Raw genomic sequence first — 14,383 nt, forward strand, 5'->3', positions numbered from 1 at the left:
TTTTTATCAAGATGAGTCAAAAAATTAGAATAAAATTGAAGTCTTACGATCATATGTTGGTTGATAAATCAGCAGAGAAAATCGTAAAAACTGTGAAAAGCACAGGTGCTGTGGTAACAGGTCCAATTCCGTTACCTACCCACAAAAAAATCTTTACCGTATTACGTTCTCCACACGTTAATAAAAAAGCGAGAGAGCAGTTTGAGGTAAGTTCATACAAAAGATTATTAGATATCTATAGTTCTTCTTCGAAAACTATCGATGCTTTAATGAAACTTGAATTGCCAAGTGGAGTTGAAGTTGAAATCAAAGTGTGATAAAATCAAATTTCTGAAATGAGTATCAGGAGTAATTTATTCTTGATACTTATTTCTTTATTGAACAAGTAAAAAAATAAACATTAAATAATTATTAATATGTCTGGGTTAATTGGAAAAAAAATCGGCATGACCAGTATTTTCGACGAGAACGGGAAAAACATTCCTTGTACTGTAATCGAAGCTGGCCCTTGTGTCGTTACCCAAGTCAGAACCAATGAGGTTGACGGGTATGAAGCTCTTCAACTTGGTTTCGATGACAAAGGAGAAAAACACGCTACTAAAGCTGACTTAGGTCACTTTAAAAAAGCGGGAACTTCTGCTAAGAAAAAAGTCGTTGAATTCCAAGGATTTGAAGAAAATTACAAATTAGGTGATAGTATCACTGTGGATGTATTCAGCGAAGGAGAATTTGTTGATGTACAAGGTGTATCAAAAGGAAAAGGTTTCCAAGGGGTTGTAAAGCGTCACGGTTTTGGTGGTGTTGGACAAGCTACTCATGGTCAGCACAACCGTTTGAGAGCACCGGGTTCTGTAGGAGCATCTTCTTATCCATCACGTGTATTCAAAGGAATGCGTATGGCAGGAAGAATGGGAGGAGATAATGTAAAAGTACAAAATCTTAGAGTTTTAAAAGTAGTGGCTGAAAAGAACCTACTTGTGGTTAAAGGTGCTATTCCTGGACACAAAAACTCTTATGTAATCATTCAGAAGTAATGGAAGTAAAAGTTTTAGATATCAACGGAAAAGATACTGGAAGAAAAGTGCAACTTTCTGATTCAGTATTCGGCATTGAGCCAAATAATCACGCAGTATATCTTGATGTTAAGCAATACTTAGCTAATCAAAGACAAGGAACGCACAAAGCTAAAGAAAGAGCTGAAGTGGCTGGTTCTACGCGTAAGATTAAAAAACAAAAAGGTACAGGTACTGCACGTGCAGGATCTAAAAAGAGTCCATTGTTCAAAGGTGGAGGAACAGTATTTGGTCCAAGACCAAGAAGTTATTCTTTCAAATTGAACAAAACAGTAAAAAGATTAGCAAGAAAATCTGCTTTCTCTTTAAAGGTTAAAGAATCAAATTTAGTAGTTGTGGAAGATTTCAATTTCGAAGCGCCAAACACTAAAAATTTCATTAACGTTTTGAAAGCTTTAGGATTAGAAAACAAAAAATCTTTGTTTGTGTTGGGTGAATCAAATAAAAATGTATATTTGTCGTCACGCAATTTGAAAGCTTCTAGCGTCATAACTAACTCAGAATTAAGCACTTACGCAATTTTAAACGCGAATAATTTAGTTTTATCTGAGGGTTCATTAGAAGGAATTGTTGAAAATTTAAGCAAATAACAAGGCCATGAGTACTATAATTAAACCTATCATAACAGAAAAAATCACCAAAGAAGGTGAAGTTTTCAATCGTTTTGGTTTTGTTGTTGACAAAAAAGCCAACAAAGTTCAAATTAAGAAAGCTGTAGAAGCTGCTTACGGAATTACTGTTGTTGCTGTGAACACGATGAACTATAGAGCGGACAGATCTACTAAATATACAAAAAGTGGTTTGATCAGCGGAAAAACGAACAGCTACAAGAAAGCTATCGTTCAAGTACAAGAAGGAGAAACAATAGATTTTTATAATAATATCTAATAGAAAATGTCAGTTAGAAAATTAAAACCTATTACCCCTGGTCAGCGTTTTAGAGTTGTGAATGGTTTTGACGCCATCACGACTGATAAGCCGGAGAGATCATTGATCGCACCGATAAAAAACTCAGGAGGTAGAAATAGTCAAGGAAAAATGACCATGCGTTATACAGGCGGTGGTCACAAACAAAGGTATCGTATTATTGATTTTAAAAGAACTAAAGTTGGTATTCCGGCTACAGTGAAATCAATTGAATATGATCCAAACAGAACTGCTTTTATCGCATTATTGTGGTATGTAGATGGAGAGAAAACTTATATCGTTGCTCAAAACGGTCTACAAGTAGGACAAACTGTTGTGTCTGGAGAAGGCGCAGCTCCTGAAATTGGAAATACTTTGCCATTGAGCAAAATTCCATTGGGAACTGTGATTTCTTGTATCGAATTGCGTCCGGGTCAAGGAGCGGTTATCGCTCGTTCTGCCGGAACATTTGCTCAGTTAATGGCAAGAGACGGAAAATATGCAACTATTAAAATGCCGTCAGGTGAAACAAGATTAATCTTGTTGACTTGTTCAGCAACAATCGGAGCAGTTTCTAACTCAGATCACCAATTAATCGTATCTGGTAAAGCAGGTAGATCAAGATGGTTAGGCAGAAGACCAAGAACAAGACCGGTAGCAATGAACCCTGTAGATCACCCGATGGGTGGTGGAGAAGGACGTTCTTCTGGAGGTCACCCACGTTCTAGAAAAGGTTTACCGGCTAAAGGTTATAGAACTCGTTCTAAAGTTAACCCGAGCAACAAGTATATTGTAGAACGCAGAAAGAAATAATAAGACATGGCACGTTCATTAAAAAAAGGACCTTTTGTACACTATAAATTAGATAAAAAAGTTCAAGAAAACATCGCTGGTGGTAATAAAGGAGTAGTAAAGACTTGGTCTAGAGCTTCTATGATTACTCCGGATTTCGTTGGACAAACTATCGCAGTTCACAATGGTCGTCAATTTGTTCCGGTTTATGTAACTGAGAACATGGTAGGACACAAATTAGGAGAGTTTTCACCAACAAGATCTTTTAGAGGTCATGCTGGAGCAAAAAATAAAGGTAAAAAATAAGAAGCAATGGGAGTTCGTAAAAGAGAAACTGCAGACGCAAGAAAAGAGGCTAACAAGTCTATTGCCTTTGCTAAATTAAATAACTGCCCTACTTCACCTAGAAAAATGCGCTTAGTAGCAGACTTGGTAAGAGGTCAGAAAGTGGAAAGAGCTTTAAATATTTTAAGATTTAGCTCAAAAGAAGCTTCAAGAAAGTTAGAAAAACTTTTGTTATCTGCAATCAACAATTGGGAGCAGAAAAATGCAGAAGGAAATGTAGCTGAAGCAGGCTTAATTGTTAAAGAAATCCGTGTTGACGGTGGAATGATGTTGAAAAGACTTCGTCCGGCGCCACAAGGAAGAGCACACAGAATTAGAAAACGTTCTAATCACGTTACTATCGTATTAGGACAATTAGATAACACACAAGCAAATTAATTAAGATGGGACAAAAGACAAATCCAATAGGAAACAGACTTGGGATCATCAGAGGATGGGATTCAAACTGGTATGGTGGAAATGATTACGGTGATAAAATCGCTGAAGATTATAAAATCAGAAAGTATATCCATGCTCGTTTATCAAAAGCTAGTGTATCAAAAGTAATCATCGAGAGAACTTTGAAACTTGTAACCGTTACTATCACTACTGCAAGACCGGGTATTATTATCGGGAAAGGCGGACAAGAGGTAGACAAGTTGAAAGAAGAACTTAAGAAAGTTACTGACAAAGAGGTTCAAATCAACATCTTTGAAATCAAAAGACCTGAGTTAGATGCTTATCTAGTTGCGACTAGCATCGCTCGTCAAATCGAAAGCCGTATTTCATACAGAAGAGCTATTAAAATGGCTATCGCCGCAGCAATGCGTATGAATGCAGAAGGTATTAAAGTTTTGATTTCAGGTCGTTTGAACGGAGCTGAAATGGCACGTTCAGAGCAATTCAAAGAAGGAAGAATTCCTCTATCAACTTTCAGAGCCGATATTGATTATGCTTTGGGTGAAGCTCACACTACTTACGGTAGAATGGGTATCAAAGTGTGGATCATGAAAGGTGAGGTTTATGGAAAAAGAGATCTTTCTCCATTAGTAGGCATGGATAAAAAACAAGCCGGTCAAGGTGGTGGAAAAAATGATGCTCCACGTGGTGGAAAATCAAACGGAAAACCAGGACCTCGTAAAAGAAAGTAATTTTAAACTAAAGAAAGATGTTACAACCTAAAAGAACAAAATACCGTAAGGTACAGAAGGGTAGAATGAAAGGTGTTTCTCAAAGAGGACACGAGCTTTCTAATGGAATGTTTGGAATTAAATCAGTACATGAAACAGGAATGTTCTTAACTTCACGTCAAATCGAAGCTGCGCGTATCGCTGCAACTCGTTTTATGAAAAGAGAAGGACAATTATGGATTAAAATTTTCCCGGATAAACCAATTACCAAAAAACCTCTTGAGGTTCGTATGGGTAAAGGAAAAGGAGCTGTTGAATATTGGGCAGCTGTAGTAAAACCAGGAAAAATCATGTTTGAAGTTGGTGGCGTTCCACTATCTGTTGCTAAAGAAGCTTTGCGTTTAGCGGCACAAAAACTTCCAGTAAAAACTAAGTTTGTAGTTGCTAGAGATTTCGAAGCATAATCAAGAAAATATTATGAAACAATCAGAAATTATCAATCTGTCTGCAGCTGAGTTGCAAGTGAAACTTACTGAGTTGAGAAAAGCCTATATGGATTTAAAATCTGCACACGCTATTTCTCCAATTGCCAATCCACTTCAAATCAGAAGTGCCAGAAGAGCCGTTGCTAGAGTGGCAACTGAGCTAACTAAAAGAGAGTTACAATAATTGTACTAGCTAAAGATGGAAAAAAGAAATTTAAGAAAAGAAAGAATTGGTGTTGTTACGTCAAACAAAATGGACAAGTCTATTGTTGTGGCACAAGTAACCAGAGTAAAACACCCATTATATGGTAAGTTCGTATTGAAAACTAAAAAGTTTCATGCACACGACGAAACAAATGACTGTAACATTGGTGATACAGTAAAGATCATGGAAACAAGACCTTTATCAAAAACTAAATGTTGGAGATTAGTTGAAATCATTGAAAGAGCTAAGTAATTATGGTACAACAAGAATCAAGATTAAAAGTAGCAGATAACACAGGAGCAAAAGAAGTTTTGACTATCCGTGTTTTAGGAGGAACGAAACGTCGTTATGCCTCTGTTGGAGATAAAATTGTAGTATCAATTAAAGATGCAACACCAAACGGAAACGTGAAAAAAGGTGCTGTTTCTACTGCAGTTGTTGTACGTACCAAAAAAGAAGTAAGAAGAGCCGATGGTTCTTATATCCGTTTCGATGACAATGCATGTGTTCTTTTGAACGCTGCAGGAGAAATGAGAGGAACTCGTGTTTTTGGTCCGGTTGCAAGAGAACTTCGTGAAAAACAATTCATGAAAATTGTATCATTAGCACCAGAAGTGCTTTAATTCGTTAGTAAGATGATAAAGCTAAAAATAAAATCAGGAGATGTAGTTAAAGTGATTGCCGGTGACCACAAAGGGTCAGAAGGTAAAGTTTTACGCGTTGACCGTGAGAAAAACAAAGCCATCGTTGAAGGGGTAAATATGGTGTCTAAACACACTAAGCCAAGTGCTAAAAACCCTCAAGGAGGAATTGTTAAGAAAGAAGCTCCTATTCACATTTCAAACATTGCCTTAATTGATCCAAAATCAAAAAGCGCAACTAAAGTTGGAATCAAAGTAGAAGGAGATAAGAAAGTGAGATTTTCAAAAAAATCTAATCAAGTATTATAGTTATGGCCTATACACCTAGACTTAAGCAAGAATATAAGGACAGAGTAATTGCTGCCCTTAAAGAAGAATTCGGTTATAAAAACGTAATGCAAGTTCCAAAATTGGAAAAAATCGTTTTAAGCCGTGGCGTTGGAGCAGCAGTATCTGACAAAAAATTAGTTGACTACGCAGTTGACGAATTGACAAAAGTTACTGGACAAAAAGCAGTATCTACAATCTCTAAAAAAGACGTTGCGTCTTTCAAATTGAGAAAAGGTATGCCAATTGGTGCTAAAGTAACTCTTAGAGGTGAAAGAATGTATGAGTTTTTAGATAGACTTATCACATCATCTTTACCTCGTGTAAGAGATTTTAACGGTATCAAAGCAACTGGTTTTGACGGAAGAGGAAACTATAACCTTGGGGTTACTGAACAAATCATTTTCCCGGAAATTGATATTGATAAAGTAAACAAGATCTCAGGTTTAGATATTACATTCGTAACTTCTGCCAATACAGATAAAGAAGCAAAGTCATTATTGGCTGAATTAGGTTTACCTTTTAAAAAGAATTAAGACATGGCTAAAGAATCAATGAAAGCCCGTGAGGTTAAGAGACAAAGAGTGGTAGAAAAATACGCAGAGAAAAGAAAAGCTTTATTAGAAGCCGGAGATTACGAAGCGTTACAAAAATTACCAAGAAATGCTTCACCAGTTCGTTTGCACAATCGTTGTAAATTAACCGGAAGACCAAGAGGGTATATGAGACAATTCGGTATTTCACGTGTTACTTTCCGTGAAATGGCCAACCAAGGATTAATCCCGGGAGTAAAAAAAGCCAGCTGGTAATAGTTGGAATTTCAGCAGATAATTGTACATTTGCCGGATTTTTGCCGGGAACCGTGCAATTATCTGCTTTAAATTAGAGTTTAATGGCTTCAGGTTCAGTAGAATAGTTTTACTGAAAACCGTTGCCGCAATTTAATAAATATGTATACAGATCCAATTGCAGATTATCTTACGAGAGTTAGAAATGCAGTGATGGCAAACCACAAAGTGGTTGAAATCCCGGCATCCAACTTGAAAAAAGAAATCACAAAGATTTTATTCGATCAAGGATATATCTTAAGCTACAAGTTTGATGACACTACCGTTCAAGGTACCATCAAAATCGCTTTGAAGTATGATAAAGATACTAAAGAGTCAGTTATCAAAGATATCCAAAGAATTAGTAAACCAGGTTTACGTAAATATGCAGGTGCTGCAAAACTACCTAGAATCCTTAACGGATTAGGAATTGCTATTGTTTCCACTTCTAAAGGTCTAATGACCGGGAAACAAGCTAAGCAATTAAATGTTGGTGGAGAAGTAATTTGTTACGTATACTAATAAAAACAGTTAAACAATGTCAAGAATAGGTAAAAATCCAATTTCGATTCCTGCTGGTGTAACTGTTGAAGTTAGTGAAACAGTAATTACAGTTAAAGGAAAATTAGGTCAACTTACACAAGAGTACGCAGACGTAACAGTGAAAGTTGAAGAAGGTCAACTAGTAGTAGAAAGACCATCTGATAGCAAAGATCATAGAGCAAAACACGGATTATACAGATCATTAATCAACAACATGATTGTGGGTGTGTCTGAAGGTTTTACTAAAGAATTAGAATTGGTTGGAGTAGGTTACAGAGCTTCTAACCAAGGACAAAAGTTAGACTTAGCGTTAGGTTTCTCTCATAATATTGTTTTAGAAGTTGCTCCGGAAGTAAAGCTAGAAACAATATCTGAGAAAGGTAAAAACCCAATCGTGAAGTTAACATCTTACGACAAACAATTAATCGGACAAATCGCTGCCAAAATCAGAGGTTTCCGTAAACCTGAACCTTACAAAGGAAAAGGAGTTAAGTTTGTTGGTGAAGTATTAAGAAGAAAAGCAGGTAAATCAGCGTAAAAATTAGCATTATGTCATTAACAAAAACTGAAAGAAGACAAAGAATTAAATTCAGAATCAGAAAGATTGTTAGCGGTACTGCTGCTAAACCAAGATTATCTGTATTCAGAAGTAATAAAGAAATCTACGCACAACTAATCGATGATGTGAATGGAGTTACTTTATTGGCTGCTTCATCAAAAGATAAAGGAGTAGATATTAAAGGTACAAACGTAGAAGTTGCTGCTGCTGTTGGAAAATTAGCTGCAGAAAAAGCGTTAAAAGCCGGAATTACTGAAGTAACTTTCGATAGAGGAGGTTATTTGTACCACGGTCGTATTAAATCATTAGCTGAAGGCGCAAGAGCCGCTGGACTTAAATTCTAATATATTATGTCTAAATACAAAAATGTAGAATTAGTAAAACCTAGCGGTCTTGAATTAAAAGATCGTCTGGTAAGTGTAAATCGTGTTACCAAAGTAACAAAAGGAGGTAGAGCTTTTGGCTTTTCTGCTATTGTTGTAGTAGGTGATGAAAACGGTGTAGTAGGTCACGGATTAGGAAAATCTAAAGATGTTTCTGAAGCTATTGCCAAAGCAGTAGAAGATGCAAAGAAAAACTTAGTTAGAATTCCTTTAAGTGGTCAATCTGTACCTCACGAACAAAAAGGAAAATTTGGTGGAGCAGCAGTATATTTGATGCCTGCATCTCACGGTACCGGAGTAATCGCTGGTGGTGCTGTTCGTGCAGTATTAGAGTCTGTAGGAGTACATGACGTATTGTCAAAATCTCAAGGTTCATCAAACCCTCACAATGTAGTTAAAGCAACTTTTGATGCTTTGTTACAAATGAGAAGTGCTGTTACTGTTGCAAAACAAAGAGGTATTTCTTTAGAAAAAGTTTTTAAAGGTTAATTCAAGGAAATTATGGCTAAATTATTAGTAAAACAAGTTAGAAGCAAAATCAACTGTCCTCTTACCCAAAAAAGAGGATTGGAAGCTTTAGGTCTTCGTAAAATGGGACAAGTTGTGGAGCATGATTCAAATCCGGCTATCCTTGGAATGATAAATAAAGTTAAACACTTAGTTTCCGTTGAGGAAGTTAAATAACAATTTATAGTTATGAATTTAAGTAACTTACAACCTGCTGAAGGGTCTACACACAATCAAAATAAAAGGTTAGGTAGAGGAGAAGGTTCTGGTAAAGGTGGTACCGCTGCACGTGGTCACAAAGGAGCTAAGTCTCGTTCTGGTTATTCTAAAAAGATTGGTTTTGAAGGAGGGCAAATGCCACTTCAAAGACGTGTGCCTAAGTTTGGTTTCAAAAACATCAATCGTGTAGAATACCAAGGGGTAAATCTTGACAGTCTTCAAGCTTTAGTAGATAACGGAATTGTTACTGATACAGTAGATTTTACTGTATTTGTAGAAAACCGTTTGGCTACTAAAAATGAGGTAGTTAAAATTTTAGGAAGAGGAGAATTAAAAGCAAAATTAAAAGTAACTGCTCACAAATTTACTGCTACAGCAAAAGCGGCTATTGAAGCTGCCGGTGGTGAAGCTGTAACCTTATAATTACTAGAACAATGAAGAAATTTTTTGAATCATTAAATAATGTTTGGAAAATAGAAGAACTAAGAAACAGAATAACGTTAACGTTACTTCTGTTATTAGTTTATCGATTTGGAGCGCATGTAACTCTTCCGGGAATTGATGCAACACAATTAGAAAACTTAGCAGGTCAAACAGATAAAGGTATTGGATCAATATTGGATATGTTTACCGGTGGAGCGTTTTCTAAAGCGTCTGTTTTTGCCTTGGGGATCATGCCTTACATCTCAGCTTCAATTGTTGTTCAATTAATGGGTATCGCTATTCCGTATTTGCAGAAATTGCAAAAAGATGGCGAGAGCGGAAGAAAAAGATTGAATCAAATTACAAGATGGTTAACCATCGCTATTACGTTGGTACAAGGTCCGGGTTATATCTATAACCTATACACTACTTTACCTCCGGGAGCTTTCCTTTTAGGATTTGATTCATTCCAATTTTTATTCTCTTCTGTATTAATTCTAACCACAGGAACTATTTTCGCTATGTGGTTAGGTGAAAAAATTACAGACAAAGGTATTGGTAACGGTATTTCACTATTGATTATGGTGGGTATCTTAGCCAGATTACCGCAAGCCTTATTCCAAGAGTTTACCTCTAAAGTGACCAACAATAATGGTGGCCCAATGTTATTGGTATTCGAAATTGTAGTTTGGTTGTTGGTAATCATTGCTTGTGTTCTATTAGTAATGGCAGTTAGAAAAATTCCGGTGCAATACGCTCGTCGTACAACAACCGGTGATTTCGAACAAGACATGATGGGCGGTAACAGACAGTGGATTCCCTTAAAATTGAATTCTGCCGGGGTTATGCCAATCATCTTTGCACAAGCTATTATGTTTATACCTGCTGCTTTAGCCGGACTTTCAAAATCTGAAACGTCTCAGTCTATTGCAGGTACATTTAGTAATATGTTCGGATTTTGGTACAACTTTGTATTTGCTATGTTGATTTTAATATTTACATTTTTCTACACTGCAATTACAGTTCCAACAAACAAAATGGCCGATGATTTAAAAAGAAGCGGTGGCTTTATTCCCGGAATTAAACCCGGAGTGGAAACAGCCGATTTCTTAGATAAAATCATGTCTCTTATAACATTCCCTGGTTCATTATTTTTAGCATTAATCGCTGTGTTCCCAGCCATTGTTGTTAGTCTTGATGTACAACAATCTTGGGCAATGTTCTATGGTGGTACTTCATTAATCATTATGGTTGGTGTTGCTATCGATACTATTCAACAAATAAATTCTTATTTATTGAATAAACACTATGACGGATTGATGAAAAGTGGTAAAAATAGAAAAGCAGTAGCTTAATTTTTATGGCAAAACAATCAGCAATAGAACAAGACGGAACGATCATTGAAGCATTATCCAATGCGATGTTTCGTGTAGAATTAGAAAATGGACATATTGTGATTGCTCACATCTCCGGTAAAATGCGTATGCATTACATCAAATTGTTACCTGGTGACAAAGTGAAACTGGAAATGAGCCCTTATGATTTGTCAAAAGCAAGAATTACTTATAGATACTAAAGCTACTAATATGAAAGTAAGAGCATCAGTTAAAAAAAGAAGTGCCGAGTGCATTATCGTACGTCGCAAAGGCAGATTGTACGTGATTAATAAAAAGAATCCTAGATTTAAACAAAGACAAGGATAAGTTATGGCAAGAATAGCAGGGGTAGACATCCCAAAAAACAAAAGAGGAGTTATCGCTTTAACCTACATCTTCGGAGTAGGCAGAAGTAGAGCAATTGAGATTTTAGAAAAAGCTCAAGTAAGCCAAGATAAAAAAGTTCAAGATTGGAATGATGACGAAATCGGAGGAATCCGTGATGCGGTATCATACTACAAAATTGAAGGTGAACTTCGTTCAGAAGTATCATTGCACATCAAACGTTTAATGGATATTGGATGTTATAGAGGTATCCGTCACAGATCTGGTCTTCCGTTAAGAGGACAAAGAACTAAGAACAACTCTAGAACAAGAAAAGGTAAAAGAAAAACTGTTGCTAACAAGAAAAAAGCAACTAAATAATAAATAGTATGGCTAAAACGACTGCAAAAAAACGTAAAGTTATCGTTGAATCAACGGGTGAAGCTCATATTAATGCAACCTTTAATAACATCATCATTTCGTTAACTAACAAAAAAGGTGAAGTTATTTCTTGGTCTTCAGCCGGAAAAATGGGCTTTAGAGGTTCTAAAAAGAATACTCCATACGCCGCTCAAATGGCAGCAGAAGATTGTGGAAAGGTGGCTTTAGAAGCTGGTCTTAAAAAAGTAAAAGTTTATGTAAAAGGACCGGGTAACGGACGTGAGTCTGCGATCAGATCTATTCATAACTCAGGAATTGAAGTAACCGAAATCATTGATGTTACTCCAATGCCACACAACGGATGTCGTCCTCCTAAAAGACGTAGAGTATAATTATAGTATAATCAAGACAGAATCAAGATTATCGAAGGATTCGACCTGAATTCATAATCTCTGTCTTAAAACAATTTAAAATGGCAAGATATACTGGTCCAAGTACAAGAATCGCCCGTAAGTTTGGCGAAGCAATTTTCGGAGAAGACAAAGCCTTCGAAAAAAGAAATTATCCTCCCGGACAACACGGGATGGCTAAAAAAAGAGGTAAAAAATCTGAATATGCTGTTCAGTTAATGGAAAAGCAAAAAGCTAAATATACCTATGGTATTTTAGAAAAACAATTCAGAAACCTATTTGAAAAAGCAGCCGCTTCTAAAGGAGTAACCGGTGAAATCCTTTTACAATTATGTGAAGCTCGTTTAGATAATGTAGTATACAGAATGGGAATTGCACCTTCAAGAAGAGCTGCAAGACAAATCGTTTCTCACCGTCACATCACTGTAAACGGAGAATTAGTAAACATCCCGTCTTACCACTTAAAAGCCGGTGATAAAGTGGCTGTTCGTGAAAAATCTAAATCGGTTGAAGCTATCGAGCGTTCATTGGCTAACTCTTCTCATGTATATGAGTGGATCACTTGGAACAATGATACCAAAGAAGGAACTTTCGTTTCTGTCCCTCAAAGACTACAGATTCCGGAAAACATTAAAGAACAATTAATCGTAGAGTTGTACAACAAATAATAATTGACCCTAGTCTAAATTATGGCAATATTTAATTTTCAGAAGCCCGATAAAGTTATCATGATCGATTCAACCGATTTTGAAGGTAAGTTTGAATTCAGACCTTTAGAACCGGGATACGGATTGACCGTTGGTAATGCACTTAGAAGAGTTTTACTTTCTGCGTTAGAAGGTTATGCCATTACTTCGGTTCGTATCGAAGGAGTTGAGCATGAGTTCTCTACTATTTCAGGAGTTGTTGAAGATGTAACTGAAATTATCCTAAATCTAAAACAAGTGCGTTTCAAACGCCAAATTGAAGAAGTGGATAATGAAACAGTTTCTATCTCCATCTCAGGAAAAGACCAAATTACTGCTGGTGATTTCCAAAAATTCATCTCCGGTTTTCAAGTGTTAAACCCAGAGTTAATCATTTGTAACCTTGACAGTAAAGTAAACCTAAACATGGAATTAACTATCGAGAAAGGTCGTGGTTATGTTCCTGCTGAGGAGAACAAAAAACAAAATGCAGCAATCGGTACTATTTTTACAGACTCTATTTTTACCCCGGTAAAAAATGTAAAATACGCCATTGAAAACTTCCGTGTGGAGCAAAAAACAGATTATGAAAAATTAGTTTTCGAAATCAAAACTGATGGTTCTATCAATCCTAAAGATGCTTTAACCGAAGCTGCCAAAGTTTTAATTCACCACTTTATGTTATTCTCCGATGAGAGAATTACCCTGGAAGCTGATGAAATTGCTCAAACAGAATCTTACGACGAAGAATCATTACACATGAGACAGTTGCTAAAAACCAAATTGGTGGATATGGACTTGTCAGTAAGAGCCTTAAACTGTTTAAAAGCAGCCGAAGTTGACACCCTTGGAGATCTTGTATCTTTCAACAAAAACGACTTAATGAAGTTCCGTAATTTTGGTAAAAAATCGCTAACTGAGTTAGACGAATTAGTTGCCAACAAGAATTTGACATTCGGTATGGACTTAGGTAAATACAAACTAGATAAAGAATAAATTACTTCATATTTTGCGCTCCTTAACGGATTGATGCAAGATGAAGGTTAAAAAAGAACGTCATGAGACACGGAAAAAAAGTAAATCACTTAAGCAGACAAACAGGACATAGAAAATCTATGTTGGCTAATATGGCTTGTTCTCTTATCGAGCACAAACGTATTATCACAACTGTTGCTAAAGCTAAAGCGCTAAAACAATTTGTTGAGCCATTAGTAACAAAATCAAAAGAAGATACTACGCACAACAGACGTATCGTTTTCGCTTACCTACGTAACAAATATGGTGTAACTGAACTTTTCAGAGAAGTTGCTCCAAAAGTAGGTGACCGTCCGGGTGGATACACTCGTATCATCAAAATGGGTAACCGTTTAGGAGATAATGCCGATATGTGTATGATTGAGTTAGTAGACTTTAACGAACTATACAACGGAGGTAAAAAAGAAGAGAAAAAAGCCAAAAGCCGTCGTGGTGGAAAAGCTAAGAAAACCGAAACTACTACTGCACCGGTTGCAGAAGTTAAACCGGTTGAAGCTGCACCGGTGGTGGAAGAAGTTGTGGAAACTCCGGCAGCAGAAGTTGTGGAAACTCCGGTGGTTGAGGAAACTCCAATCGCTGAAGCAGAAGCTCCTGCAGCAGAAGAAACTCCGGAAGCTCCGGCTGATGAAGAATCTAAAGAAGAGCAAGCCTAATGGTCGCCCATTCTTAAATATAAAGGATAAACGTTTTGTTTATCCTTTTTTTTTGGATTTATGAGAGCAGAAATTTTACGTTCTCTAACATGTTTTGTCCCGCTATCCGCGCTACATGGTAGCCTGCTGCTATCGGGGCTAGGCAAGAACCCAAAAGGAATGTTTATAAACTTT

28 protein-coding genes and 1 pseudogene are annotated in these 14,383 nt (G+C 36.6%); all 29 read left to right on the forward strand.

The genetic code is table 11. The features are described from left to right. The first annotated feature begins 11 nt into the window (after positions 1–11). Positions 12–317 (forward strand): 30S ribosomal protein S10, encoded by a 306-nt coding sequence (gene rpsJ / locus P7V56_RS05335; RefSeq protein WP_026710316.1) that lies wholly within the window; start codon positions 12–14, stop codon positions 315–317. A gap of 99 nt (positions 318–416) precedes the next feature. Beyond that, the gene (gene rplC / locus P7V56_RS05340) at positions 417–1,034 is read left to right on the forward strand and encodes a 50S ribosomal protein L3 (protein ID WP_171222648.1); all 618 of its coding nucleotides are present in this window, start codon (positions 417–419) and stop codon (positions 1,032–1,034) included. Further along, positions 1,034–1,663, forward strand: a complete 630-nt coding sequence (gene rplD / locus P7V56_RS05345; protein ID WP_171222649.1) for a 50S ribosomal protein L4 — start codon at positions 1,034–1,036, stop codon at positions 1,661–1,663. Before rplC ends, rplD begins: the two co-directional genes overlap by 1 nt. Before the next feature lie 7 nt (positions 1,664–1,670). Beyond that, the gene (gene rplW / locus P7V56_RS05350) at positions 1,671–1,961 is read left to right on the forward strand and encodes a 50S ribosomal protein L23 (protein ID WP_171222650.1); all 291 of its coding nucleotides are present in this window, start codon (positions 1,671–1,673) and stop codon (positions 1,959–1,961) included. A 6-nt stretch (positions 1,962–1,967) separates the two neighbouring features. Further along, on the forward strand, positions 1,968–2,792 hold the full coding sequence (rplB, locus tag P7V56_RS05355) for a 50S ribosomal protein L2 (RefSeq protein ID WP_171222651.1): 825 nt from the start codon (positions 1,968–1,970) through the stop codon (positions 2,790–2,792). Positions 2,793–2,798: 6 nt separating this feature from the next. Beyond that, positions 2,799–3,077: a 30S ribosomal protein S19 gene (gene rpsS / locus P7V56_RS05360; RefSeq protein WP_007136562.1), complete on the forward strand. Its 279-nt coding sequence runs from the start codon at positions 2,799–2,801 to the stop codon at positions 3,075–3,077. A gap of 6 nt (positions 3,078–3,083) precedes the next feature. Next, positions 3,084–3,494: a 50S ribosomal protein L22 gene (gene rplV / locus P7V56_RS05365; RefSeq protein ID WP_171222652.1), complete on the forward strand. Its 411-nt coding sequence runs from the start codon at positions 3,084–3,086 to the stop codon at positions 3,492–3,494. A gap of 5 nt (positions 3,495–3,499) precedes the next feature. Then, positions 3,500–4,246, forward strand: coding sequence for a 30S ribosomal protein S3 (rpsC, locus tag P7V56_RS05370; protein WP_171222653.1), 747 nt, complete (start codon positions 3,500–3,502; stop codon positions 4,244–4,246). A 17-nt stretch (positions 4,247–4,263) separates the two neighbouring features. Continuing rightward, positions 4,264–4,689: a 50S ribosomal protein L16 gene (gene rplP, locus P7V56_RS05375; protein WP_131476292.1), complete on the forward strand. Its 426-nt coding sequence runs from the start codon at positions 4,264–4,266 to the stop codon at positions 4,687–4,689. Positions 4,690–4,702: 13 nt separating this feature from the next. Next, positions 4,703–4,894 (forward strand): 50S ribosomal protein L29, encoded by a 192-nt coding sequence (gene rpmC / locus P7V56_RS05380; protein ID WP_131476291.1) that lies wholly within the window; start codon positions 4,703–4,705, stop codon positions 4,892–4,894. Between the two features lie 15 nt (positions 4,895–4,909). After that, positions 4,910–5,167, forward strand: coding sequence for a 30S ribosomal protein S17 (gene rpsQ / locus P7V56_RS05385; RefSeq protein ID WP_162128603.1), 258 nt, complete (start codon positions 4,910–4,912; stop codon positions 5,165–5,167). 2 nt (positions 5,168–5,169) lie between these two features. Beyond that, positions 5,170–5,538 carry a 50S ribosomal protein L14 gene (gene rplN, locus P7V56_RS05390; protein WP_007803649.1) on the forward strand — a complete coding sequence of 123 codons (369 nt, stop codon included), beginning with the start codon at positions 5,170–5,172 and terminating at the stop codon, positions 5,536–5,538. A 12-nt stretch (positions 5,539–5,550) separates the two neighbouring features. Then, positions 5,551–5,865 (forward strand): 50S ribosomal protein L24, encoded by a 315-nt coding sequence (gene rplX, locus P7V56_RS05395; protein ID WP_171222654.1) that lies wholly within the window; start codon positions 5,551–5,553, stop codon positions 5,863–5,865. 2 nt (positions 5,866–5,867) lie between these two features. Next, positions 5,868–6,419 carry a 50S ribosomal protein L5 gene (gene rplE / locus P7V56_RS05400; protein WP_136151642.1) on the forward strand — a complete coding sequence of 184 codons (552 nt, stop codon included), beginning with the start codon at positions 5,868–5,870 and terminating at the stop codon, positions 6,417–6,419. A gap of 3 nt (positions 6,420–6,422) precedes the next feature. Further along, on the forward strand, positions 6,423–6,692 hold the full coding sequence (gene rpsN, locus P7V56_RS05405; RefSeq protein ID WP_171222655.1) for a 30S ribosomal protein S14: 270 nt from the start codon (positions 6,423–6,425) through the stop codon (positions 6,690–6,692). Between the two features lie 141 nt (positions 6,693–6,833). Then, positions 6,834–7,232, forward strand: coding sequence for a 30S ribosomal protein S8 (gene rpsH, locus P7V56_RS05410; protein WP_171222656.1), 399 nt, complete (start codon positions 6,834–6,836; stop codon positions 7,230–7,232). A gap of 16 nt (positions 7,233–7,248) precedes the next feature. Next, on the forward strand, positions 7,249–7,791 hold the full coding sequence (rplF, locus tag P7V56_RS05415) for a 50S ribosomal protein L6 (protein WP_171222657.1): 543 nt from the start codon (positions 7,249–7,251) through the stop codon (positions 7,789–7,791). Between the two features lie 11 nt (positions 7,792–7,802). Then, on the forward strand, positions 7,803–8,156 hold the full coding sequence (gene rplR, locus P7V56_RS05420; protein WP_171222658.1) for a 50S ribosomal protein L18: 354 nt from the start codon (positions 7,803–7,805) through the stop codon (positions 8,154–8,156). 3 nt (positions 8,157–8,159) lie between these two features. Continuing rightward, the gene (gene rpsE / locus P7V56_RS05425; RefSeq protein ID WP_171222711.1) at positions 8,160–8,684 is read left to right on the forward strand and encodes a 30S ribosomal protein S5; all 525 of its coding nucleotides are present in this window, start codon (positions 8,160–8,162) and stop codon (positions 8,682–8,684) included. Positions 8,685–8,696: 12 nt separating this feature from the next. Next, entirely contained in the window at positions 8,697–8,879 is a 183-nt protein-coding gene (gene rpmD, locus P7V56_RS05430; RefSeq protein WP_121312865.1) for a 50S ribosomal protein L30, read from the forward strand. A 12-nt stretch (positions 8,880–8,891) separates the two neighbouring features. Continuing rightward, positions 8,892–9,344, forward strand: coding sequence for a 50S ribosomal protein L15 (gene rplO, locus P7V56_RS05435; RefSeq protein WP_171222659.1), 453 nt, complete (start codon positions 8,892–8,894; stop codon positions 9,342–9,344). 11 nt (positions 9,345–9,355) lie between these two features. After that, positions 9,356–10,699: a preprotein translocase subunit SecY gene (secY, locus tag P7V56_RS05440; RefSeq protein ID WP_171222660.1), complete on the forward strand. Its 1,344-nt coding sequence runs from the start codon at positions 9,356–9,358 to the stop codon at positions 10,697–10,699. A gap of 5 nt (positions 10,700–10,704) precedes the next feature. Further along, complete coding sequence (infA, locus tag P7V56_RS05445; RefSeq protein WP_008254466.1) at positions 10,705–10,920, forward strand: translation initiation factor IF-1; 216 nt, start codon at positions 10,705–10,707, stop codon at positions 10,918–10,920. Between the two features lie 10 nt (positions 10,921–10,930). Then, positions 10,931–11,047, forward strand: a complete 117-nt coding sequence (ykgO, locus tag P7V56_RS05450; RefSeq protein ID WP_002987490.1) for a type B 50S ribosomal protein L36 — start codon at positions 10,931–10,933, stop codon at positions 11,045–11,047. A gap of 3 nt (positions 11,048–11,050) precedes the next feature. Then, positions 11,051–11,425 carry a 30S ribosomal protein S13 gene (gene rpsM, locus P7V56_RS05455; protein ID WP_171222661.1) on the forward strand — a complete coding sequence of 125 codons (375 nt, stop codon included), beginning with the start codon at positions 11,051–11,053 and terminating at the stop codon, positions 11,423–11,425. A gap of 8 nt (positions 11,426–11,433) precedes the next feature. Then, positions 11,434–11,817: a 30S ribosomal protein S11 gene (gene rpsK / locus P7V56_RS05460; RefSeq protein WP_133533891.1), complete on the forward strand. Its 384-nt coding sequence runs from the start codon at positions 11,434–11,436 to the stop codon at positions 11,815–11,817. Positions 11,818–11,897: 80 nt separating this feature from the next. Further along, positions 11,898–12,503: a 30S ribosomal protein S4 gene (rpsD, locus tag P7V56_RS05465; RefSeq protein ID WP_171222662.1), complete on the forward strand. Its 606-nt coding sequence runs from the start codon at positions 11,898–11,900 to the stop codon at positions 12,501–12,503. Between the two features lie 21 nt (positions 12,504–12,524). Continuing rightward, a complete protein-coding gene (locus P7V56_RS05470) occupies positions 12,525–13,517 on the forward strand; it encodes a DNA-directed RNA polymerase subunit alpha (RefSeq protein ID WP_171222663.1) in 993 nt (330 codons plus the stop codon). 62 nt (positions 13,518–13,579) lie between these two features. After that, positions 13,580–14,035, forward strand: a pseudogene (rplQ, locus tag P7V56_RS05475) (50S ribosomal protein L17); the annotation flags it as partial. Positions 14,036–14,383: the final 348 nt, after the last annotated feature.

The organism is Flavobacterium sp. IMCC34852, from assembly GCF_030643905.1.
GTDB lineage: Bacteria > Bacteroidota > Bacteroidia > Flavobacteriales > Flavobacteriaceae > Flavobacterium > Flavobacterium rivulicola.